The following is a 23,548-nucleotide window of genomic DNA, read 5'->3' on the forward strand; positions in this document are numbered from 1 at the left end:
GAGGAAAAAAAATTGCTTAAAAAGGGCTAAAGGAGAATTTCTGCTTTAGCATTTTTTACTACTGAAATCAATCTTTCAGTATTCATAACGAACCGTTTCATTATGAAGAGGTTGCAATCAGTTCAAATTTTTCCTCTGTATTCGGGTGCAAAGGTATAAAACCATTTTGATTTGCAAATTAAACTTCTGTTTTTTTTGTTTTTATAAGCAGAAATTTAACATAACATACTATTTTGATAGGGTAATAGAAATTATTTCTGTTTTTGTTTGGTCGATTAAAAAATAGTTTGCAAATTTGCCCCATCAAATTAATCCAACAAATGAAATTAACAATGTGCAATTTGTCTTGTAAGATGCCGGAGCCTTCCGCAGAGACACTGTTGTAGTTTTTTTTCAAAAAAATATACATAAGACCTCTGCTAAACAGCAGGGGTTTTTTTATTTCAAAAAAGAACCAAATTGTAAATCATTTTTAACCCAAAGTAATAATAAATACCAAAAAGAAGTAATGAAAAAAAATCTAGTAATAGCTTTAGGTCTTTTGACATTTTCAGGCATTTATGCACAGGAAAATAAAAAAGAACAAGACAGCTTAAAGAATAATGAATTGTCTGAAGTGACAATAGTTGGGTCAAGAAGTAAAAATAGAGTAAAAACAGATGTGCCGGTTCCGGTTGATGTTTTTAATATTTCTGAAATCACCAAAGGCTCGCCACAAACCAGTGTGACTCAGATTTTAAATTATGTTGCGCCATCGTTTACCAGTAATGCAACTTCTACCGCAGACGCAACAGATCACGTAGATCCGGCGCAATTAAGAGGTTTGGGGCCAGATCAGGTTTTGATTTTGGTAAATGGTAAACGCAGACATACAAGTGCGTTAGTAAATATTAATGGTTCTCCGGGAAGAGGTTCTGTTGGAACAGATTTAAATGCAATCCCATCATTTGCGATCGAAAGAATCGAAGTTTTGCGTGATGGAGCAGCTGCACAATACGGTTCAGATGCAATTGCGGGAGTTATTAATATTGTATTGAAAAAGAATGCCAATTTTATTTCGGGAGGTATTCAATATGGAACTAATTTATCTTCGGGATCTAATAATTTTAAAGGTGGAGCCGATGGTCAAACGCTTCAGGCAGATTTGAATTACGGAACTTCTTTGGGTAAAGCAGGAAGTTTCCTGAATGTTACTGCCAGTGCCGTGACCAGACAAGCCACAAGCAGAGCAGGAATTAGAAGTAATCCAATTTTTAATGGTTACAATGCTGTCGAAAACAGAGCCGCTCAGGATGGAGTTCAAATAAATTCTTTGTTCAGTAATATTAATAACACAGCAAATTCGGCACAAATTCTTAGTTCGTTAAAGCAATATGCGCCACAAGTAAGTTATTTTACACCGGCACAACAAACTGCAATTTCTTCGGCTACGACTATTGCTCAAATGCAGACAGCTTTGAATTTTGATGCAACCAATAATGAATTAGCGTACAGAGGTCAGCAAAGAAGTGATTATAATATGAGTGTTGGTCAGTCAGAATTGGCTTCGGGACAAGCTTATTATAATGCAAAATATCCGCTAAGTGATATTACATCTTTATATTCTTTTGGTGGAGTATCTTATAGAAACGGAAAATCATATGCCTTTAACAGATTGCCAAATGGTTCCGGAACTTTCACGCAAGTGTATTCAAATGGTTTTTTACCGGAAATAGAATCTGATATCCTGGATGCTTCTGCAGCAGTTGGAGTTACAACTCAGTTATTTGGTTTTGATACGGATTTAAGTACAAACTTAGGAACGAACTCTTTTAAATATGATGTAAACAATACTATTAATGCAACTTTAGGAACGAATTCGCCAACAAGTTTTGATGCTGGTAAAGTTTCGTTTCTACAAAGTACAACCAATTTAGACTTCAGTAAAAAGTATGATGTTTTAGAAGGATTGAACGTTGCATTTGGTGGAGAATTCAGATATGAAAACTATCAAATTAAAGCTGGAGAAGAAGCTTCTTATGGATTGTATGATATAAACGGAAATTTAGTTTCGGGAATTTTGCCAAGTAATTCACCATTAATTGTTACAGACTTTTTTGGAAACAAACGTGGAGCAGGAGCGCAGGGATTCTCAGGATTTCAACCATCTGATGCTAAAGAAAAAGATAGAAAAAGTGGTGCAGCTTATATTGATTTAGAATTAAATGCTACAGAAAAATGGCTTTTAAACGGAGCTGCACGTTATGAGAATTATTCTGATTTTGGAAGTACAGTTACCTTTAAATTAGCTTCACTTTTGAAAATAACGGATAATATCAATTGGAGAATTTCAGGACAAACAGGTTTTAGAGCGCCATCATTACAACAAAAATATTTTGAAAGTAGTTCTACACAATTCATAAACGGTTCTCCATATCAAGTAGGATATTTTACAAATGATTCACAAGCCGCAAAAAGTATTGGAGTTGAAAATCTGAAACCTGAAAAATCTAAAAGTATCAGTACAGGATTTACATTCAAAATTCCTGAAGCAAACATTACAATTGCAACAGATGCTTATTTTACAAGAATCGACGACAGAGTTGTATTAACAGGACAATATGCAAGACCAACAACTGCGCAGATAGATGCAGCAACGTCGCCGGCACAAAAAGAAGCTTTAACATTGTTTCAACAGGCATTTGACTTAAAAGGTGTAGAAAGAGCTTCGTTCTGGACAAACGGAATCAACTCTGAAACTAAAGGTATTGATATTGTGATTTCTCAGAAATATGATGTTATTCCTGATTTCGTTATTCGAAATGATCTTGCTTTAAGTTATAACGAAACAAAAAGAGTAGGAGATTTAAATGTTCCTCAATCTATTATTGATGCAGGAGGAGAACCTTATAAATATTCATTTTTTCCGGAATCAAGCAGAATTTATTTAGAAGAAGCAATTCCAAAATTGAAAGCAAATTTAATGACGACTTTCAGTATTAAAAAACTGGACATCTATTTAAGAAACAGTTATTTTGGAAAAGTTACCGATCCTGGAGCAACAGATGTAAACTTAGACGGATCATCATCAGTTTACGAACATCCTGTTTATAGCGCAAAAATTGTAACAGATTTATCATTAGGATATCAAATCAATGAAAAATTCAGATTTACAGTTGGGTTTAATAATATAGGAGACGTTTATCCAGATAGAAATAATCCTGCAACTCCAGCATTTACGAATACAACTCCAACATTATCGCCTGCACCAAGTACAGATTTAAGCAACGCAAATCAGTTTGCTTATTCAAGAGCGGTATCACAATTTGGATTAAACGGAAGATTTGGTTTTGCAAGATTAAGTTTCAAGTTCTAAAAATATAAGATTGGCCACGGATTAAACGGATCGAACGGATTAACGCTGATTTTATAATCATTTTAATCCTTTTATCTGTGGCTAAATTTTTCAAAGAGATTTAAAAGATTTTAGAGCAATTTAATGTTAAGCTAAACAAGAAAAATAAAAAACCTGTGTAAATCAGTTTAATCCGCCAAACCCGTGGGCAAAAAAAATTAAAGAAGAATGCCAGTCTTTATAAGGTTTCTGAAAATTTTAATGTTAAATATCAATTTTTGATTTGGTAGTTCTAAAAATAGTTTCTATATTTACTCTATCAAATTAGTCGAGTTTAAAAAAGAGAATTAATTTAAATAAAATGAAAATGAAAACAATAGCGAATAATATGATTATATGTTGTGAGATGATGCAAATGTGCATCCAAAATCGCTGTTGCCAAAAGTGAAAGAGTAAATCTTTGTTATAGTTAGAACTATAAGCCCTTTTGGTAGCCATCCGAAAGGGCTTTTTTTTTTTCAACACTTTTAAAATTTCAAATTATGAGAACATTAAATTCAATTGCAGTAGAATATTTATTGAGAAACGATTCTCAAAACAACAATAATAAATCTGAAGATGTATCAAGAGAAGTTACAAGACTAAATGTAGAACAAGACATAAAAAGTCAAAAATCATTATTGCTTCTGATGTATAGTCTTGAAGAAGAAGGAGAAGATTTTTTTATACAATAAGTCAATTTCAAAGAAACAATTTCAATAACAATATATAATAGTATTAACAATACCTAAAAAACTAAGATCATGAGCACACAAAAATTTGCAACAAACGCACTACACGCAGGACACGATGTTACTAAAAATGCAGGAACAAGAGCAGTGCCTATTTATCAAACATCATCATATGTATTTAATAATTCAGATCACGCTGCCAATTTATTTGGTCTTGCCGAAGCCGGATTTATCTACACTCGATTAAATAATCCAACAAACGATGTTTTAGAACAACGATTAGCAGCGCTTGAGGGCGGAATTGGAGCTGTAGTTACAGCATCTGGAGCATCGGCAATTTCGACAGCATTTTTGACCTTGCTAAAAGCGGGAGATCATATCGTGGCTTCAAATAGTTTGTATGGCGGAACTTATAATTTGCTGAATGTAACTTTACCACGATTAGGAATTACAACCACTTTTGTAGATCCGTCTAAACCGGAAAACTTCACAAAAGCGGCTAAAGAAAATACAAGAGCATTCTTTGTAGAATCTTTGGGAAATCCAAAATTAGATGTATTAGATCTGAAAGGAATTTCGGCGGAAGCCAAAAACTTCAAAGTTCCTTTTATTGTAGATAATACTGTTGCGACACCATATTTATTAAACCCAATTGAATATGGAGCAAATATCGTGATTCATTCTTTAACTAAATATATTTCAGGAAACGGAACTTCACTAGGAGGTGCTATTATTGACGCCGGAACTTTTGATTGGTCAAACGGAAAATTTCCTGAATTCACAGAGCCGTCTGCAGGATATCACGGATTAGTTTATCACGAAGCTTTAGGAAATGCAGCTTTTATAGCAAAAGCAAGAATCGAAGGATTGCGCGATTTTGGTGCAGCTTTAAGTCCGTTTAATGCTTTTCAAATTATTCAGGGATTAGAAACTTTACCAATCCGAATTAAGAAACATAGCGAAAATGCTTTGGCTTTAGCCTCTTGGTTAGAGAAACAAGATGAGGTAGTTTGGGTAAATTATCCAGGTTTAAAAAACAATAAATATTATGATCTGGCGCAGCAATATTTGCCAAAAGGACAAAGTGGAGTAATTACTTTTGGACTTAAAGGTGGTTTTGAAGCTGCAAAAAAAGTAGTTGATGAAACAAAATTGTTCTCGCTTTTGGCCAATATTGGTGATACAAAATCATTAATCATTCATCCGGCAAGTACAACACATCAACAATTGTCTGACGCTGATCAATTAGAGACAGGAGTTTCAAAAGATTTAATCCGACTTTCTGTTGGAATTGAAGATATCGAGGATTTAATAGCTGATTTGCAAACCGTTTTCGCAAGCGTGACACAATCGCAATACAGCATTAATAAAAATTAGGTTTTTTTGTTTTTTGTTTGAAAAATTGCCTTTAGTAGTGTGAGTTCTACTAGAGGTGATTTTTTATAAAAAACAAATCAATATAAAAGTTTATTCACCATATAAGTGATTTAAGTTCATTTTGTAGAGACGCACAGCAGTGCGTCTAGTTCAAAAACATGTGGCTCCTAAATCATAAACGTTGATAATATTAAATGAACTAAAATCACTTATATGGTTTAATTAACCCCAATAAATTAAAAATTATGTCAAAGCTTAAAATAAATATCATCCTTTTTGGAATTGGAAATATCGGAAGTACTTTGATTAATCAAATTATAGAAAGTCAGGAGTTTTTTCTCGAAAGTAGAAATGTAGACTTTCATTTTCCGATTATCACAAATTCAACAGTAGCTTTTTTTGAGAAAGAAGGCGTTGGATATGCATGGGAAACCAATTTTCTGGAATTGGCCGTTCCTTTTAAAGTGCAGGATATTATTGCATTTGCCAAAGAAAATGAATTTGAGAATCTAATTGCGGTTGATGCAACTGCAAGTGACGAACTTATTCATCATTATAACACATTGATCGAAAACGGATTTAATATTGTGGCGGTAAATAAAAAGGCCAATACATTGCCAATCGACTTATATAAAGAGATTCGATCAAATCTTAAAAAGTATGACAAAGAGTTTTTGTATGAAACATCGGTTGATACCGGTTTTCCTGTTTTACAGACCTTAAGAGATTTGTATTATTCGGGAGAGAAAATTACAAAGATTCGCGGTGTTTTTTCAGATAATCTGAGTTATGTCTTTAACCGATTTGCTACAGAAGAAGCTACTTTTTCTTCGCTTTTAAAAGATGCCAGTTTACTGGGATTAATGCGATCGACTTTTAAAGAAGATTTATCCGGAAATGATACAGCAAGAAAACTACTGATTTTGACGAGAGAAATTGGGAAGGATTTTGATCTGTCAGATATAAAAATCGATTCTTTGCTTAGAGAAGAACATTTAGAAAAAAATGGCATTCTTAATAAAGACGCAGTCGATAAATCGTTCAAAATTGCAAAAATCACACAAGCAGATAATCATGTATTAAGATATGTAGGGGAATTCGATGTAGAGAAAAATACATTAGAAGTCAAATTGGTTTCAGAACCTGTTACGTCAGCAATTGGTCAATTGAAAGGATCTGATACCATTTTTGAAATTTATACCCAATCTTATGCAGATGTTCCCATTGTAATTCAAAGTGCATCGGCATGCAAACAAGCTATTTCAAGAGGAGTAATTACTGACATTTTGAAAGTGGCTGAAAAAATTAAAAATAAAGAAGCAGTTTGGTTGTAAGTGGCTTTTAATAGTAGTTAGTTGTTCTTTGATATTTTGAAACAGGAAAATTTGTAACGTATTTTTTGTAGGTTTTAACGCTCATTTTTGCAAAAGCCAATTTTGTAAGATGTTTTTTAACGTTAAAATGATGTTTTTTAACGTTTTTTAAGATTAATTTGTTGATCCTCACTTGCGTAATTGAAAAAATATTCGCACATTTGTAATACCTCAAAAACACCAAGAAGATAAATTTAGTTTTCTAAATAATAGTTATGTTGATCGGATAAAACCGTTGATGAATTTTATATCTTATTGATTTTGAAGAGAAAAAATAAGTAAAAATAATTCGGCAGTTTCGAGAAGCTTTTAAAGACAAACAAATGCAAGATTTTTTTAAAATAGCAAGTAAATCAAAGATGAATAAATCCCTACAGATGAACAAGATGTTTAACGTCGCACGTATTTGTGTATGCGTCTGTTGATACTAAAAGTATATATAAGTTGTAAAAAACTTAAACCCTTTTGGTATTAAAAACCCAAAAGGGTTTTTTTATTCCATTTGGTTACCATAACAAAGAATTAAAGAAATAGTAAAGATTAAAATACGCAAACTAACTTAAACTTAAATATCATGAGCACAATAAACTACTTAAGAAAAAAACTTTTCAGAAGCAAAATCGAAAGAAATAATCCACCGCCAGTAAACGAGTTAATCCACCCAAGTTTCGGAATAACTGAAACAGATAAAAAAGCGGAGACAAAAGCACCAAATTCATTATTGTTTTTGATGTATTCAAAAGAAAATGAAACTCTTTTCATCTAACTTGAAAAGCACTCATAAATTAGGGTAATACCTGCTTAATTTTACTGGGCAAATTGTTCGGTAATTTTTTGCGTATAATAGTTTTTGGTTGAATTATCTTTAAGAAATTGCAGAATCAGTTTCGATAAAATTTGTTAGTTTAAGAAATAAGTAGTTAATTTGCACCTTTAAGTTCAAAAACGTATTGAAATGTTATAAAGAAAGGACGAGGGATTAGACCCGATGAATCCTTAGCAACCCTTCGTTAAATCGAAGAAGGTGCTGCATTCTACCACGCCCAAACGTGGAAAGATAACAACAAGAATTTTCTAGTTTCACTCTAGTACTTTCTTTCTAATATTTCCACATACAAATCAATTAATAAAAAGATTTGAAATTGGAAAATATACCAAGTCCCATTATAATTCAAGATTTCATCACCGAAAGTGGTGCAACATATCTTTCATTACCGTTAAGTTTTACGCTTTCTGGTTTGCCATTGCATAGCGCACCTATAGTTTTGGTTAATCATGCTTTGACAGGAAACGCTGAGGTAACTGGAGAGAATGGTTGGTGGAATGATTTAATTGGCGAAGAAAAAACAATCGATACCCAAAAATATACTATTCTGGCATTTGATGTTCCGGGAAATGGAAACGATTCGTTTATAATTGAAAATTATCTGGATTTTACTACCAGAGATATCGCCAGAATTTTTATAAAAGGTTTAGAAGCTTTAAATATTAGCCAAGTACATACCATTATTGGAGGTTCTGTTGGTGGAGGAATCGCCTGGGAAATTCTTGCATTAGAACCTAATATTACGCAAAACCTAATTCCCATTGCGACAGACTGGAAATCTACAGACTGGATGATTGCTAATTGCTATTTGCAAGAGCAGATTCTGAATAATTCTTCAAGACCAATCGAAGATGCCAGAATTCACGCAATGTTGTGTTACAGATCTCCTGAATCATTCAAAGAAAAATTTCAGCGTACAATCAATGCCAATCTTTCTGTTTTTAATATAGAAAGCTGGTTGGCACATCACGGTGAAAAACTACAAAAGAGATACCAATTGGCATCGTATAAATTGATGAACCAATTGCTTAAAACCATAGATATTACTAGAAATAGTGACGATTTTGAAACTTTAATGTCCAGAACAAATGCAGCGATTCATATTATCGGAATCAATTCGGATTTGTTTTTTACACCAAAAGAAAATCGGGAAACTTTTCAGGACTTAAAAAAGTTCAAAGACAATGTTTTTTATAGCGAAATAGATTCAGTTCACGGACATGACGCTTTTTTAATCGAGTACAAACAATTAGATCATTTACTTGCCGATATTTTTAAGGCAGAAACAATAGAAAAATAAAATGAAAATATTAAAATTTGGAGGCAAATCGTTATCAAACGGAGAAGGACTTAGTAAGGTAGTTTCAATCATTTTAGATAAAGTAAATCAAGGCGAAAAAATTGCCGTAGTGGTTTCTGCCCGCGGAAATGCAACTGATGAATTAGAAGATATTTTAAGAATAGCTGCTAAAAACGGAAATTACAAACCTTTATTAGAAAGCTTTAAAGCATATCAAACTTCAGATTATCCGCAAGTTGATTTATCAGAAGAGTTTAATATTTTAGATAAACTTTTTGAAGGAGTAAGTCTTATCGGAGATTACAGCAATAAAATCAAAGATCAGATTTTGTCTAAAGGTGAATTGCTTTCAGCTAAATTATTGACTTCAATTTTGGTTGAAAAAGGAATTCCTGCAAATTTTGTTGATACAAGAGAATTACTAAAAACCGATTCTAAATTTGGTGATGCACAGCCTTTAGAACAACTTTCGAAGAAAAATGTAATCAACTATTTCAAATTACATAACGGAGAAACAGTTAATATCGTTACAGGCTTCATTGGTTCTAACAACAACAACGACACAACAACATTAGGAAGAAACGGAAGTAATTATACCGCTTCGTTAATTGCTAATTATTTAGATGCCGAAGAACTTCAAAACTTTACGCACGTTGACGGAATTTATACTGCAAATCCTGATTTGGTTGCCGATGCTAAAAAAATTGAATACTTATCATTCAATGAAGCGAATGAATTAGCCAATTTTGGAGCAACAATTCTGCACGCTAAAACGATAATTCCGTTATTAGAAAAAAATATTCCGCTTCGTATTTTAAATACTTTTAATCACGAAAATCGCGGAACTTTAATTACTTCAGATTCTGCTAAAGAAGGAATTAAAACACTTTCTGTGTTAGAAAATGTTTCTTTGGTAAATCTTGAGGGTCGTGGATTACTTGGAAAATCAGGAGTTGACGCTCGTATTTTTAAAGTTATGGGCGATCATAATATCAGTGTGAGTATCATTTCTCAAGGTTCTTCAGAAAGAGGAATTGGATTGGTCGTTGCCAAAGATAAAGCGACTCTTGCAATGGTAGAATTAGAGAAAGAGTTTGAAAACGACTTTTATTCTAAAGATGTAAACCAAATTACAGTAACAGATAATGTTTCGGTAATTTCGATCATTGGTCAGGATTTAAGTACTTTCCACAAGCCTTACACAGCATTAATTAAAAACAAAATAGTTCCAATATTATTCAACAATACGGTTACGGGTAAAAATGTGAGTTTGGTTGTTAAAAAAGAAGAACTGAACAAAGCTTTAAACGTAATTCACGGAGAAATCTTTGGAGTTTCTAAAAAAATCAACATTGCTATTTTCGGTCATGGATTAGTTGGAGGAACTTTGATTAATCAAATTTTAGAATCGGCTGCAGCGATTGAAAAACGTAAAGATGTAAAACTGAATGTTTTTGCAATTGCAAATTCTAAGAAGTTACTTTTGAATAGAAATGGCGTAACTTCAAACTGGAAAAATGATATTGCAAGCAAAGGAGAAGCTTATACGATCAAAGATATTATCGCTTATGCAAATGAATATCATTTAGAGAACTTAATTGCGATTGATAATACAGCAAGTGCAAGTTTTGTTGAGAATTATATTCCGCTTATCGAAAGCAGTTTCGATTTAATTTCATCTAATAAAGTAGCCAATACATTAAGCTATGGTTTTTATAAAGAATTGAGAAAATCATTAACAGATAATCAGAAAAATTATTTATACGAAACTAATGTTGGTGCAGGATTACCGCTAATTGATACGATAAAATTATTGCATCTTTCTGGTGAAAACATCACGAAAATAAAAGGAGTTTTCTCAGGAACATTAAGCTATTTATTTAATAATTTCTCTGCGAAAGATGCTCCGTTTAGCGAAATTTTGCAAGAAGCAATTGACAACGGATATACAGAACCAGATCCGCGTGAGGATTTATGCGGAAATGATGTGGGAAGAAAATTATTGATTTTGGCAAGAGAATTAGATTTGCAAAATGAGTTTGAAGAAATTTCAATTCAAAACCTAATTCCGGAACATTTACGTGAAGGAAATGTTTCTGATTTCTTGACAAAACTAAAAGAATTTGATCCAATCTATGAGAAAATAAAAGCCGATCAAAAGCCAAATCACGTATTAAGATACATTGGTGAATTGTCTGGAGATTTGCAAAACGATAAAGGAATCCTGGAAGTAAAATTAGTTTCAGTTCCATCAGATACAGCTTTGGGCGGATTAAAAGGTTCAGATTCTTTCTTCGAAATTTATACTGAATCTTATGGAGATCGTCCAATCGTTATTCAAGGAGCCGGTGCAGGTTCTGCGGTAACAGCGAGAGGTGTATTTGGAGATATTTTGAGATTATCTGATAAAGGGTAATTGATTTTAGTCCCGAGGCTTCGGGAGCAGATTTTAGAGTTTAGATTTTAGATTTGAGCTCAAACGAAAACAAAAAAAAATAACAACACAATGAAAGTAACTTTAAACAGAGTAAACGACGCGTTTCATTTTAAACTAAAAAATGAAAGAGGTCATGTAGTTGACGTTGACAGCAGAGCTGAATTTGGCGGAAGCGATTTAGGTGCAAGCCCAATGGAACTTGTATTAATGGGAGTTGCAGGATGCAGCGCTATTGATATGATTTCGATTTTGAAGAAACAACGCCAGGAAATAACTTCATTCAACGCTGAAGTTGAAGGAGAACGTGTAAAAGTTGGAGAAGCAACACCTTTTAAAGAAATCAACGTAGTTTTTTACTTAGAAGGAGATATTAATCCTGAAAAAGCACAAAAAGCAGCACAACTTTCTTTCGAGAAATACTGTTCAGTTTCTAAAACAATTGAACCAACAGCTACAATAAACTACAAAGTTGTATTAAACAACGAAGCACTATAAATTAGAAAATTAGTCAATTTGAGAATTAGATAATTTTTTGGTTGACTTAAAACTCACTATAGTTTTAGTTTTAAATTCCGGTTTTTATTTATAGAAAAAACTTGGAATTTGAAACTTGAAACTAGAAAAACTAAAAAAATGAACGAAGAAGAATTAGGTTTTGAAACCTTAGCCATACGCACACATTTAGAAAAATCACAATTTCAGGAACATTCAACTCCTTTATATTTATCATCAAGTTTTGTATTTGAAGACGCAGAGGATATGAGAGCTTCTTTTACAGAAGAAAAAGTACGCAATATTTATTCCCGTTTTAGCAATCCAAATACAACTGAGTTTGTAGATAAAGTTTGTGCTATGGAAGGTGCTGAAGCGGGTTATGCTTTTGCAACTGGAATGGCTGCCATATATTCAACTTTTGCTGCATTGTTGGATTCAGGAGATCATATCGTTTCTGCGGGAAGTGTTTTTGGATCGACTCACGCGTTGTTCATGACTTATTTTCCAAAATGGAATATTGAAACAACTTATTTTGATATCAATAAACCGGAAACAATCGAAAGTTTTATTAAACCAAATACTAAAATTTTATACGCTGAAACACCTACAAATCCTGGTGTAGACGTGGTTGATTTGGAATTGTTGGGGCAAATTGCGAAAAAACACAATTTGATTTTAATAATTGATAACTGTTTTGCGACGCCATACATTCAGCAGCCTATAAAATACGGAGCGCATTTGGTTGTTCATTCTGCTACAAAATTGATTGACGGACAAGGACGTGTTTTAGGTGGAGTTGCAGTTGGAGATGCTGAGTTGATCCGTAAAATATACTTGTTTTCAAGAAATACAGGACCGGCAATGTCGCCATTTAATGCTTGGGTTTTGTCAAAAAGTTTAGAGACTTTGGCGGTGCGCGTTGACAAACATTGCGAAAATGCATTGAAAGTAGCCGAGTTTTTAGAAGGTCACCCAAATGTAAATAGTGTGAAATATCCGTTTCTAAAATCACATCCAAAGTATGAAATTGCTAAAAAACAAATGCTTTTAGGTGGTAATATAATTGCAATTGAAATTAAAGGCGGACTTGAAGCAGGAAGAAAATTCTTGGATAAGATTAAATTATGCTCACTTTCTGCAAATATTGGAGATGTAAAAACTATTGTAACACATCCGGCATCAACAACACATAGTAAATTATCTGTTGAAGAAAAATTATCGGTTGGAATTACAGAAGGTTTAGTACGTGTTTCTGTAGGTTTGGAAAGTGTAAAAGATATTATTGCCGATTTAGATCAGGCACTTTCTTAAAAAATTTATTTAATATAGTTGTCAGACTGAACGAATTCGAAGTTAAAGATTTAGCTTCATTCTCGTGCAGTCTGACATTTTTATTTAAGGCTCTATGAAACCAAGATTACTTATTTTATCAGATTTATTTGGAGGAGATAATCCGGAATGGATTCAGCAATATATAGATTTACTGAAGTTTAAATTTGAGATTCAGTATTATGATATGCTTAAACTTGTAAGTATTGATTCGGTTAATCTTTCAGAAAGCGATATTCATGCTCAGTTTCTTAACGGAGGAATTGATAAAGCAGTTGAAGCCTTACTCAACTTAGAAAAAGAAAAAGTATCAGTTTTAGGATTTAGTATTGGCGGAACAATAGCGTGGAAAGCCGCTTTGAAAGGTCTTAATGTTTTAAATTTATTTGCTGTTTCGTCGACTCGATTGCGATATGAAACGGAATCTCCAAATTGTGAACTGAAATTATATTTTGGAGAAAAAGATCCGAACAAACCTGACTCACAATGGTATTTGGATTTGAATTTAGAACACGAAATTTTCAAAGGCAATAATCATCAATTATATTTGTTGGAAAACAATGTGTCTTTAATTTGTAATGATATTTTGAAATCGTTGTTATAAAAATGATTTTCTGCTAAATGATATAAAGTCAAAGGTTGTTTTTCATTTATATTTCTTTAAACTATACTAATTTAGTAGAATATAGATTGAATCTGTTATATTCTCATTTAAAAAGATTATTTTTGTTGAAGAAAATATGCGTATTGTTTGTTTTGGTTCTTTTGATAACCTTAGAACTAGAATTTATAATTACGATCTAAAATATAAAAATGCTTTCAAAGAAAACAAAATACGGAATTAAAGCCTTAACATATTTAGCCAGACGAGAAAATAATGATCCTGTACAAATTGCAGAAATTGCAAAAAGCGAACATATTTCAATTAAGTTCTTAGAAAGTATTTTATTACTACTTAGAAATTCAGGTTTTCTAGGAGCAAAAAAAGGAAAAGGTGGAGGTTATTATCTGATAAAAGATCCAAAAGATATCAGTATGGCCAAAGTATATCGTATTCTCGAAGGTCCAATTGCATTGCTTCCGTGTGCAAGTCATAATTTTTATGAAAAATGTGACGATTGTGATGATGAAACTACCTGCGCAGCCAGACGTTTAATGACTGAAGTGAGAGATAATACACTTAAAATTCTTGAAAGTAATTCATTAGCAGATATTGCATTTTAATTTGAACCATATAAGTTTATTTTAGATTTTGCGACATAGCTTAATTAAATGGACTTATATAACTTATATAGTGAAAAAATCTGTTTTAAAAAATCAACTTATATCCGGCTAAGAAAAGCATTACTGCAATAGCATTTCTCAGAAATAAGTCAGGAATTTTTCCGCTTAACATACTTCCAATAAAGATTCCCGGAAGCGATCCCATTAATAACTGACCTAGTAAAAGCAAATCTAAATTCCCCATAGAGGCGTGTCCTATTCCGGCAACAAGCGTTAAAGGAACGGCGTGCGCAATCTCTGTTCCTACCAAACGAGGCGTTGGTAAAAGCGGATAAAGAAAGAATAAAGTAACTGTTCCCAAAGCTCCCGCTCCAATCGACGTTAGTGTTACAGTTGCTCCAAGTAATACACCTATTCCAATAGTTAGCATGTTTTGAGTGTGACTTTCGCTATGAAATTTATCTCCCGCATGTTTTTGAGAATACTTTAATAATCTCTTTTTAAATAAAATTGCGATTGAAGTAAAAAGCAAAGCCCAGCCTAAACTGTATTTAATAACAGCATTAATAGTCGAAATGTCGGTTTTGATACTATTTAAGATCCATAAAGTCAATAATGCTGCAGGAACACTTCCTAAAGTTAGCCAGCCCGTGATTTTCCAATTGATGTTTCCTTTTTTGTGGTGTACAAATACGCCTCCCATTTTGGTAAAAGCAGCATATAATAAATCAGTGCCAACAGCTGTAGTTGGTGGAATTCCGAAGTATAATAAGATGGGAGTCATTAAGGAACCGCCTCCAACGCCCGTTAATCCTACTACAAAACCTACTACCAAACCAGCAATTACAAGACCTATTTGAAAATCCATGAATAAATATTTGCAGTAAAAATAATAACAATTTTATAATTATCCTATGGATATGGTAGACTTTAAAATGTTATATTTGCAAATAGATATCATTTATAGTTTATTTGGTTGTATTACAGCTTGATATGATTTTTAACTTAAGAAGCTAATTTGTTATATTCTTGAAAGTTACGATTTAGTTGATCTAAAGAAAATTAGAGTTGTAAAAAAATTAAATAATACTTTGATATTTAGAAATAAGTATTAATTTTGCATAGTAATCTATTAACCCGATAGGGTAATAGATTTTGCAAGCCAAAAGCAACCATGAGAATATGGAAAAAGAATTAAAAATAAATAGTTATGATGTTAGAACAGATGCATCGATAAAAGAAAAGTTATGGGTAATAGTACCTGTTGTTTTATTAGTAGGTTTATTGTCTACATTAATTTTTAATCACTACGCTGAGTTTTCATGGAGTGGGTTTGTTGGAGGTTTCAATCAGGAGTTCTTAGTATTTTTTGGAATTGGTGTTTTTGCACAATTGGTTGATGGAACATTAGGAATGGGTTACGGAGCAACTTCAACGTCATTTTTGTTGGCTTATGGAGTTCCGCCGGTTGTTAGCAGTACTGCGGTTCACGTTTCAGAAATGTTTACAACAGGAGCTTCGGCACTTTCTCATCATAAGTTTGGGAATATTAATAAAAAATTGACAAAACACTTATTAATTCCAGGAGTTTTGGGTTCAATTACAGGAGCTTATTTATTATCTGATGTAATTAACGGAGATATTATTAAGCCATTTATTGCGGTTTACATGATTATTTTGGCAGCTGTTATTATCAAAAAAGCATTGTCTAAAACAGTTGTAAAAAAGAAAACCACAAAATTAGGATATTTAGCCACTTTTGGTGGTTTTATGGATTCGGTTGGCGGCGGTGGCTGGGGACCAATTGTAACTTCTACATTATTAGGAAGAGGCAGAAATCCAAGATATACAATAGGTTCTGTAAATGCAGCAGAATTTGCAATTTCATTTGCAAGCGGAATCACGTTCATGCTTTTTGGAGGAATTCATGGCTGGCAGGTTATTTTTGGGTTGATTTTAGGAGGCGTAATTTCGGCACCTTTAGCGGCTTATTTGGTTAATAAAATCAAAAGAAAACCAATGATGGTTGCGGTTGGAATTTTAATTATATTATTGAGTTTAAAAACATTATCTAAATTATTGTAACATTTTTTAGAAGGGAAAGAAAGAGATTATGAGTGCTACGATTATACAATCATTATTAGATAAAACAAAAGATTTTTCACTGGAGGAAACATTGGCTTTTTTAGCAAATGAATATCCTGGAAAAGTAATTTTTTCGACTTCTTTTGGTCAGGAAGATCAGGTGATTACAGATTTTATTGCAAAAAGTAATCAGGATATCACCATTTTTACATTAGACACCGGAAGATTATTTCAGGAAACTTACGATGTTTTTCATAAAACATTAAAAAAGTATAAAAAACCAATCGAGGTTTATTTTCCCGAAGCTACAGCAGTCGAAAATTTACTGAAACACAAAGGCCCAAACAGCTTTTATGATTCGGTAGAAAATAGAAAAGAATGTTGTTTTATTCGAAAGGTAGTTCCGTTGAGAAAAGCTTTGGCAGGAAATTCAGTCTGGATTACAGGTTTAAGAGCTGAACAATCTGAGAATAGAAACGATTTACAATTGTTTGAATACGATGGAGGTTTCGAAATTATAAAGTTCAATCCGTTATTAAAATGGACTTTAGAAGAAGTTGAAACTTATTTATCGGAAAATAATGTTCCTCAAAATGCTTTACATAAACAAGGTTTCGTAAGTATAGGTTGTGCGCCATGTACCAGAGCAATTTTCCCAGGGGAAGATATCAGAGCCGGAAGATGGTGGTGGGAATCAAGCCATAAAGAGTGTGGTTTGCATAGCGCTAAAAAAGACTAGAAGAAGCAAGAGGCAAGATATAAGAGAATAGAATAAAGAATATAGATTCAAGACAATAGATTAAAGTTCCGGAGGAACGATTTATATTGTAGCGCCGGATTTTAATCCGGGGGAAATGAAGATTCGTATTGTAGCGTCTCGAAACAACGAATTGAAATCCGTTGAAAAAACAAAAACAAAAAACACAGAATAACGATAGTTTATAGGTTTTAGATTAAACTCACAAGAATCTTAAATTGAAAAACTATCAAGCATTAAACAAAATATCAAATGAGTTCAAGTTCAGTATTAAAAACAAACGCTTTAGAGAGTGAAGCGATATACATTTTCAGAGAAGTAATTTCACAATTTGACAAACCTGTTTTACTTTTTTCTGGAGGAAAAGATTCTATAACATTAGTGCGTTTGGCACAGAAAGCATTTTTTCCTGCAAAGATTCCGTTTCCTCTATTGCACGTTGATACAGGACACAATTTCCCTGAAACAATTGCTTTCAGAGATAAATTGGTAGAAGAATTAGGCTTGGAATTAATCGTTCGTAATGTTCAGGACGCTATTGATGAAGGAAAAGTAGTTGAAGAAACTGGAAAATATTCTAGTAGAAACAGCTTACAGACAATCACACTTTTAGACGCAATCGAAGAATTTAAGTTTGATGCTTGTATTGGTGGAGCACGTCGTGATGAAGAAAAAGCAAGAGCCAAGGAACGTATTTTTTCAGTTCGTGATGATTTCGGTCAATGGGATGAAAAAAATCAAAGACCTGAGTTATTTGATATTTTGAACGGAAAAATAGAAAATGGACAAAACGTTCGTGTTTTTCCAATTTCAAACTGGACAGAATTAGATGTTTGGAGTTATATCGAAAAAGAACACATCGAAATTCCATCAATCTATTTTTCACATAAAAGAAAAGTTTTTTTGAGAGACGGTTTAATCTGGTCGCATTCTCCTTTTGTGTATCAGGAAGAAGACGAACAAATCGAAGAAAGAATTGTTCGTTTTAGAACCGTTGGAGATATGAGTTGTACAGCCGCTGTTGAATCTTATGCAGCAACAATCCAGGAAGTAGTTGGAGAAATTAGAGAATCTACTATTTCTGAAAGAGGAGCCAGAATCGACGATAAACGTTCTGAAGCTGCAATGGAAAAGAGAAAACAACAAGGGTACTTTTAATAATTATGAATTGTGAATTATAAATTATAAATGCAATTCAGAATTAATTAAAAGTTAGAATCAAAAAAACAAAAACATACAGATTTAAATTTTAGTTCAAAGGCAAGCAACGTGAAACCTGAAACAAAAAAATTAAACCTGAAACAAAATATTACAGAATGGAAGTTTTAAAAATAGCAACAGCAGGAAGTGTAGATGACGGAAAAAGTACCTTGATCGGGAGATTATTGTACGACACAAAATCATTGACTACGGATAAAATTGAGGCAATCGAAAAAAGCAGTAAGCAAAAAGGATATGATTATCTGGATTTCTCATTGGCAACAGATGGTTTAGTTGCCGAAAGAGAACAAGGAATTACGATTGATGTTGCGCACATTTATTTTTCGACTGCAAAGAAAAGTTACATTATTGCGGATACTCCGGGTCACGTAGAATATACTAGAAACATGGTTACAGGAGCTTCGACTTCTCAGGTTTCTATTATTTTAATTGATGCCAGAAAAGGTGTAATCGAGCAAACATACCGTCACTTTTTTATCAATAATTTATTGAGAGTAAAAGAGGTGATTGTTGCGATTAATAAAATGGACTTAGTAGATTATTCTGAAGAAGTTTTTAATAAAATCAAAGCCGATTTTCAGGCATTAAACGCTAAAAGCACATTCAAGGAACAAAACGTAAGTTACATTCCGTTAAGTGCAATCAATGGCGGAAATGTGGTAGATCAATCAAAAGATATGCCTTGGTATACAGGTCAAACTGTTTTGGAGCATTTAGAAGGATTACATTCTCATGATGTTTTTGAAACAGGAAAAGCTCGTTTTCCGGTTCAAACCGTAATTCGTCCAAAGACAGAAGAATACCATGATTTTAGAGGATACGCAGGAAAATTATACGGAAACTCTATTAAAGTTGGAGATGCCGTTACGGTTCTTCCTTCTTTGACCGAATCAAAAGTATCAAAAATTCACTTTTTCGATAAACAATATGATGAAGCCGTTGCAGGATCTTCGATTACAATCGAATTAGAAAATGATATCAATGTTACAAGAGGAGATATGATTGTAAAATCGTCAGAACTTCCAAAAATTGAAAAAGAAATAAATACAACAGTTTGTTGGATGGACAGTAAAAAGCTGGTTCCTGGAACAAAATACATCGTTCAGCACAATACAAATTCAGTTTTAGCAAAAGTAGAAAGTATCAAAAATACAATCTCAACTGACTATTCGGGAACAAAAGAAGCGTCACAATTAGCGATAAACGAAATTGGAGAAGTAAGCATTAAATTAAGTAAACCATTATATTTTGATGCCTACAACGATAATAAATCAAACGGTGCTTTTATCTTAATTGATACAGCAACAAATACAACAGCAGGAGTAGGATTCATTCGATAAATGCATTAGGCTTTAAGCAATAAGCCTTAAGCAAAAAAACATAAAGTTAAAAAAGCCTAGAGCGTAAAGCTTAAAGCCTAAAGCCAGAAAAACAAATGGAAAGTTTTAGAACAGAAATAGAAAATCCGATTGTTCAGAAAGAGATCATCGATTTAGAAAAAAAGATTCATTTATTCCGTGGAGGAAAAATTGATGATGAGCGTTTTCGTAGTCTTCGTTTAGCGCGTGGAATTTACGGACAACGTCAGGAAGGTGTTCAAATGATTCGTATCAAATTGCCTTACGGTAAAGTTACAAGCGAACAATTAGTACGTATTACCAAAGTTTCTGATGAATATTCTACAGGACGTTTGCACATTACAACACGTCAGGATATCCAGATTCACTACGTAAGTTTAGACAGAACTCCGGAACTTTGGGCAAATTTGGCTAAAGACGATATTACATTGCGTGAAGCTTGCGGAAATACTGTTAGAAATATTACCGGAAGTGAATTGGCTGGTGTCGATGTAAACGAACCTTTTGATGTTTCGCCTTATGCACACGGACTTTTTCAATATTTGTTAAGAAACCCAATTTGTCAGGAAATGGGACGTAAATTCAAAATTTCGTTCTCTTCTTCAGACGAAGATACAGCTTTGAGTTATCTACACGATTTAGGATTTATTCCGAAAATTAAAGACGGACAAAAAGGTTTCAAAATCATGTTTGGTGGAGGTTTAGGATCTCAGCCGGCGCATGCAGAATTGCTTTCGGAATTTGTTCCGGTTAACGAAATCATTCCAACAGCAGAAGGAATCATCCGTATTTTTGACAGATATGGTGAACGTGCAAAAAGAATGAAAGCGCGTATGAAATTCTTAATCAAAGAAATGGGAAGAGATGTTTTTCTTGATTTGGTTGAAAAAGAGAAAAAAGCAATCGCTTTCGAAACATACGAAATTGACACAACTGCTTTTGATGGCCCAATTCCGGAACCATTATTAGAAGTGCCACAAGTTACAATCGAAGATACAAAAGCTTATGAAGCGTGGAAAAAATCGAATGTAATTGCACAAAAACAAGAAGGTTATTATGCTATTGGAATCAAAGTTTTATTAGGAGATTTTTATACTGATAAAGCTAGATTACTAGCCGATTTAATTAAAAATTACGCAGCAAACGAATTACGTTTTTCATTGCGTCAAAATATTGTAATACGTCACGTAAAAGAAGCTAATTTGCCTTTCTTTTATCAGGAATTGGCCAAACTGAACTTTGTTGATTTAGGTTATAATTCTACTGCAGATATTACAGCATGTCCGGGTACTGATACTTGTAATTTGGGGATTGCAAGTAGTACCGGAATTGCAGAAGAACTTGAAAAAGTGCTGAATGCAGAATATCCTCAATACTTAAACAATCAGGAAATTGAGATCAAAATTTCGGGTTGTATGAATGCTTGCGGACAACACAATATGTCGGCAATTGGATTTCAGGGAATGTCGATCAATTCAGGAAAATTAGTAGCTCCGGCTTTACAAGTTTTATTAGGCGGAGGAAGATTAGGAAACGGATCAGGACGTTTTGCAGATAAAGTAATTAAAATTCCAAGCCGTAGAGGACCAGATGCTTTGCGTACAATCTTAAATGATTTTAATGCGAATGCAAACGGAGAAAAATTCCTTAACTATTACGATTTGAAAGGAGAGAAATATTTCTATGAAATTTTAAAACCTTTCGCAGATGTAACCAATTTAACCGAAGCTGATTTTGTAGACTGGGGTAACGCAGATAACTACGTAAAAGCTGTTGGAGTTGGAGAATGTGCCGGAGTTGTGATCGATTTAGTTGCTACTTTATTATTAGAAGCAAAAGATAAATTGACTTTTGCTCAGGAATCATTCGACGAAGGAAAATGGTCAGATGCAATTTATCATGCTTATGCTGGATTTGTAAATGGAGCAAAAGCATTATTGCTTGCAGAAAATGAAAAAACTAATAATCACGCTGGAATTGTAGACTTATTTGATACTGTTTTTGTAACAACTTCTAAAATAGAATTGGCAACAACATTTAGAGAATTAGTATATCAAATCAATCAAAATGAACCATCAGAAGCATTTGCAAAAGCATATATTCAACAAGGAATTTCATTTTTTGATACAATAGAAAAATACAGAGCTCAAGAATTAGCAAATGCTTAATATTAAACCAAAAGTAACTTTAGTTGGCGCTGGTCCAGGCGATCCGGATTTGCTTACGCTCAAAGGTGTAAAAGCACTAGCTGAAGCAAATGTGGTTTTGTATGATGCATTGGCGAATGACGAAATACTAGCACACGCTCCTAAAAACGCCATCAAAATTTTTGTTGGAAAAAAGATAGGAAATCACGCTTACACGCAAGATCAAATCAATCAGTTAATTGTAGATAATGCATTAACGTACGGAAATGTAGTGCGTTTAAAAGGTGGAGATCCTTTTATTTTTGGACGCGGAAGCGAAGAAATCGAGTTTGTAGAAAGCTTCGGAATCGAGACAATTGTGGTTCCGGGAATCTCTTCGGTAGTTGCTGTTCCTGCAAGTCAGGGAATTTCGATTACTAAAAGAGGCGTTTCAGAAAGCTTTTGGGCAATTACGGGAACAACTTCTGATAGAAAATTATCTTCAGATGTAGCTTTGGCAGCACAATCATCTGCAACAGTTGTTATTTTGATGGGAATGCACAAATTGCCTCAGATTATCGATTTGTTTCAAAAAGAAGACAAAGGAAATCTACCCGTTGCGATCATTCAAAACGGAACAACTTCTGATGAAAAAGTAGGCGTTGGAACAGTAGATTCGATTTTAGAAATTGTAAAAGAGCAACAATTAAGTTCACCGGCAATTATTGTTCTGGGAAACGTTGTTCGCGAAAGCAATAAACTAAAAGGATTTTACGAAGAATTTCTATCAAAAGAAATCACAAGATAACAAACAAAAATGTTCCGTCAGGAACAATTCATTGGTAGACAAAAAATGTTGTTCCCAATAAATAATGTTCCATTTGGAACATCTGAATGGTAAATCATCTAATTTTGTTTGGATGAAATTAAAATAAAATGGAACAGAATGAATTATATCCAATATTCTTAAAACTTCATAATCTGAATGTTTTGATTGTTGGTGGAGGAAATGTAGGATTAGAAAAATTGTCTTTTTTATTAAAGTCAAGTCCTAATGCAAATGTTGAGGTTGTAGCGCCAAATTTCCATTTAGAAATAAAGGTTTTGGCAGAAAAGCATCCTTCGATTACATTAACAAAATCGAAGTTTAAAAAGAAAATGCTCAAAAAACGTCATATGGTAATCGCTTGTACCGATGATTTAAAAGTCAATAAAAAGGTATATGATTTATCCCGAAAGCGTTATTTGATTTGCAATATTGCCGATACGCCAGATTTATGTGATTACTATTTAGGCGGAATTGTAACAAAAGGAAATGTGAAAATCGCGATTTCAACTAACGGAAAATCACCAACAACAGCCAAAAGATTACGTGAGTTTTTCGAAGAAGTAATTCCGGAAGATATCAATCAAATGGTTGAGAATCTCAATGAATATCGAAAGACATTGAAAGGTAATTTTGAAGACAAGGTTAAAAAAATGAATGAGATTACGGCTTCATTGAAAAATAAAGAATAGCAAGAGTTCCGAAGGAACGGTTCATATTGTAGCGTCGGGTTTTAACCCGATGATTTT

The 23,548-nt window shown here is 33.2% G+C and carries 19 protein-coding genes and 1 riboswitch; of the genes, 18 read left to right on the forward strand and 1 reads right to left on the reverse strand.

Going from position 1 to position 23,548, the window contains the following annotated elements:
* Positions 1 to 508 precede the first annotated feature (508 nt).
* From CLU81_RS15260 to CLU81_RS15310, 11 genes are all read left to right on the forward strand, one after another.
* Entirely contained in the window at positions 509 to 3,355 is a 2,847-nt protein-coding gene (locus CLU81_RS15260) for a TonB-dependent siderophore receptor (protein WP_099710591.1), read from the forward strand.
* Between the two features lie 521 nt (positions 3,356 to 3,876).
* On the forward strand, positions 3,877 to 4,068 hold the full coding sequence (locus tag CLU81_RS15265; protein WP_099710592.1) for a hypothetical protein: 192 nt from the start codon (positions 3,877 to 3,879) through the stop codon (positions 4,066 to 4,068).
* 69 nt (positions 4,069 to 4,137) lie between these two features.
* Positions 4,138 to 5,442 carry an O-acetylhomoserine aminocarboxypropyltransferase/cysteine synthase family protein gene (locus CLU81_RS15270; RefSeq protein ID WP_099710593.1) on the forward strand — a complete coding sequence of 435 codons (1,305 nt, stop codon included), beginning with the start codon at positions 4,138 to 4,140 and terminating at the stop codon, positions 5,440 to 5,442.
* Between the two features lie 245 nt (positions 5,443 to 5,687).
* Complete coding sequence (locus CLU81_RS15275) at positions 5,688 to 6,776, forward strand: aspartate kinase (RefSeq protein ID WP_099710594.1); 1,089 nt, start codon at positions 5,688 to 5,690, stop codon at positions 6,774 to 6,776.
* Between the two features lie 613 nt (positions 6,777 to 7,389).
* Entirely contained in the window at positions 7,390 to 7,581 is a 192-nt protein-coding gene (locus CLU81_RS15280) for a hypothetical protein (protein WP_099710595.1), read from the forward strand.
* A 189-nt stretch (positions 7,582 to 7,770) separates the two neighbouring features.
* Positions 7,771 to 7,879: riboswitch (SAM riboswitch) on the forward strand.
* 78 nt (positions 7,880 to 7,957) lie between these two features.
* Complete coding sequence (locus CLU81_RS15285) at positions 7,958 to 8,941, forward strand: alpha/beta fold hydrolase (RefSeq protein WP_233209717.1); 984 nt, start codon at positions 7,958 to 7,960, stop codon at positions 8,939 to 8,941.
* A 1-nt stretch (position 8,942) separates the two neighbouring features.
* Complete coding sequence (gene thrA / locus CLU81_RS15290; RefSeq protein WP_099710597.1) at positions 8,943 to 11,357, forward strand: bifunctional aspartate kinase/homoserine dehydrogenase I; 2,415 nt, start codon at positions 8,943 to 8,945, stop codon at positions 11,355 to 11,357.
* Positions 11,358 to 11,447: 90 nt separating this feature from the next.
* The gene (locus tag CLU81_RS15295) at positions 11,448 to 11,873 is read left to right on the forward strand and encodes an OsmC family protein (RefSeq protein ID WP_099710598.1); all 426 of its coding nucleotides are present in this window, start codon (positions 11,448 to 11,450) and stop codon (positions 11,871 to 11,873) included.
* A 138-nt stretch (positions 11,874 to 12,011) separates the two neighbouring features.
* On the forward strand, positions 12,012 to 13,184 hold the full coding sequence (locus CLU81_RS15300) for a PLP-dependent aspartate aminotransferase family protein (protein ID WP_099710599.1): 1,173 nt from the start codon (positions 12,012 to 12,014) through the stop codon (positions 13,182 to 13,184).
* 94 nt (positions 13,185 to 13,278) lie between these two features.
* Complete coding sequence (locus tag CLU81_RS15305; protein WP_099710600.1) at positions 13,279 to 13,806, forward strand: alpha/beta hydrolase; 528 nt, start codon at positions 13,279 to 13,281, stop codon at positions 13,804 to 13,806.
* Positions 13,807 to 14,015: 209 nt separating this feature from the next.
* Entirely contained in the window at positions 14,016 to 14,426 is a 411-nt protein-coding gene (locus CLU81_RS15310; RefSeq protein ID WP_099710601.1) for an Rrf2 family transcriptional regulator, read from the forward strand.
* Positions 14,427 to 14,511: 85 nt separating this feature from the next.
* Here CLU81_RS15310 and CLU81_RS15315 read toward each other — a convergent pair whose 3' ends face one another.
* Positions 14,512 to 15,294 (reverse strand): sulfite exporter TauE/SafE family protein, encoded by a 783-nt coding sequence (locus tag CLU81_RS15315; RefSeq protein WP_099710602.1) that lies wholly within the window; start codon positions 15,292 to 15,294, stop codon positions 14,512 to 14,514.
* A 314-nt stretch (positions 15,295 to 15,608) separates the two neighbouring features.
* On the opposite strand from CLU81_RS15315, the gene CLU81_RS15320 reads away from it, so the two are divergent.
* The 7 genes from CLU81_RS15320 (at position 15,609) to CLU81_RS15350 (ending at position 23,491) form a co-directional block, all read left to right on the forward strand.
* Entirely contained in the window at positions 15,609 to 16,511 is a 903-nt protein-coding gene (locus tag CLU81_RS15320; RefSeq protein ID WP_099710603.1) for a sulfite exporter TauE/SafE family protein, read from the forward strand.
* 28 nt (positions 16,512 to 16,539) lie between these two features.
* A complete protein-coding gene (locus CLU81_RS15325; RefSeq protein ID WP_099710604.1) occupies positions 16,540 to 17,250 on the forward strand; it encodes a phosphoadenylyl-sulfate reductase in 711 nt (236 codons plus the stop codon).
* Between the two features lie 270 nt (positions 17,251 to 17,520).
* The gene (gene cysD, locus CLU81_RS15330) at positions 17,521 to 18,426 is read left to right on the forward strand and encodes a sulfate adenylyltransferase subunit CysD (RefSeq protein ID WP_056244950.1); all 906 of its coding nucleotides are present in this window, start codon (positions 17,521 to 17,523) and stop codon (positions 18,424 to 18,426) included.
* Positions 18,427 to 18,584: 158 nt separating this feature from the next.
* Positions 18,585 to 19,829, forward strand: a complete 1,245-nt coding sequence (locus CLU81_RS15335; protein ID WP_099710605.1) for a sulfate adenylyltransferase subunit 1 — start codon at positions 18,585 to 18,587, stop codon at positions 19,827 to 19,829.
* Positions 19,830 to 19,924: 95 nt separating this feature from the next.
* Positions 19,925 to 22,015 carry a HEPN domain-containing protein gene (locus tag CLU81_RS15340; protein ID WP_099710606.1) on the forward strand — a complete coding sequence of 697 codons (2,091 nt, stop codon included), beginning with the start codon at positions 19,925 to 19,927 and terminating at the stop codon, positions 22,013 to 22,015.
* On the forward strand, positions 22,008 to 22,781 hold the full coding sequence (gene cobA / locus CLU81_RS15345; RefSeq protein WP_099710607.1) for a uroporphyrinogen-III C-methyltransferase: 774 nt from the start codon (positions 22,008 to 22,010) through the stop codon (positions 22,779 to 22,781). Before CLU81_RS15340 ends, cobA begins: the two co-directional genes overlap by 8 nt.
* Positions 22,782 to 22,909: 128 nt before the next feature.
* Positions 22,910 to 23,491 (forward strand): bifunctional precorrin-2 dehydrogenase/sirohydrochlorin ferrochelatase, encoded by a 582-nt coding sequence (locus tag CLU81_RS15350; RefSeq protein WP_083693350.1) that lies wholly within the window; start codon positions 22,910 to 22,912, stop codon positions 23,489 to 23,491.
* The last annotated feature ends 57 nt before the right edge of the window (positions 23,492 to 23,548 follow it).

Origin of the sequence: Flavobacterium sp. 9, from assembly GCF_002754195.1 — a bacterium.
Classification (GTDB): domain Bacteria; phylum Bacteroidota; class Bacteroidia; order Flavobacteriales; family Flavobacteriaceae; genus Flavobacterium.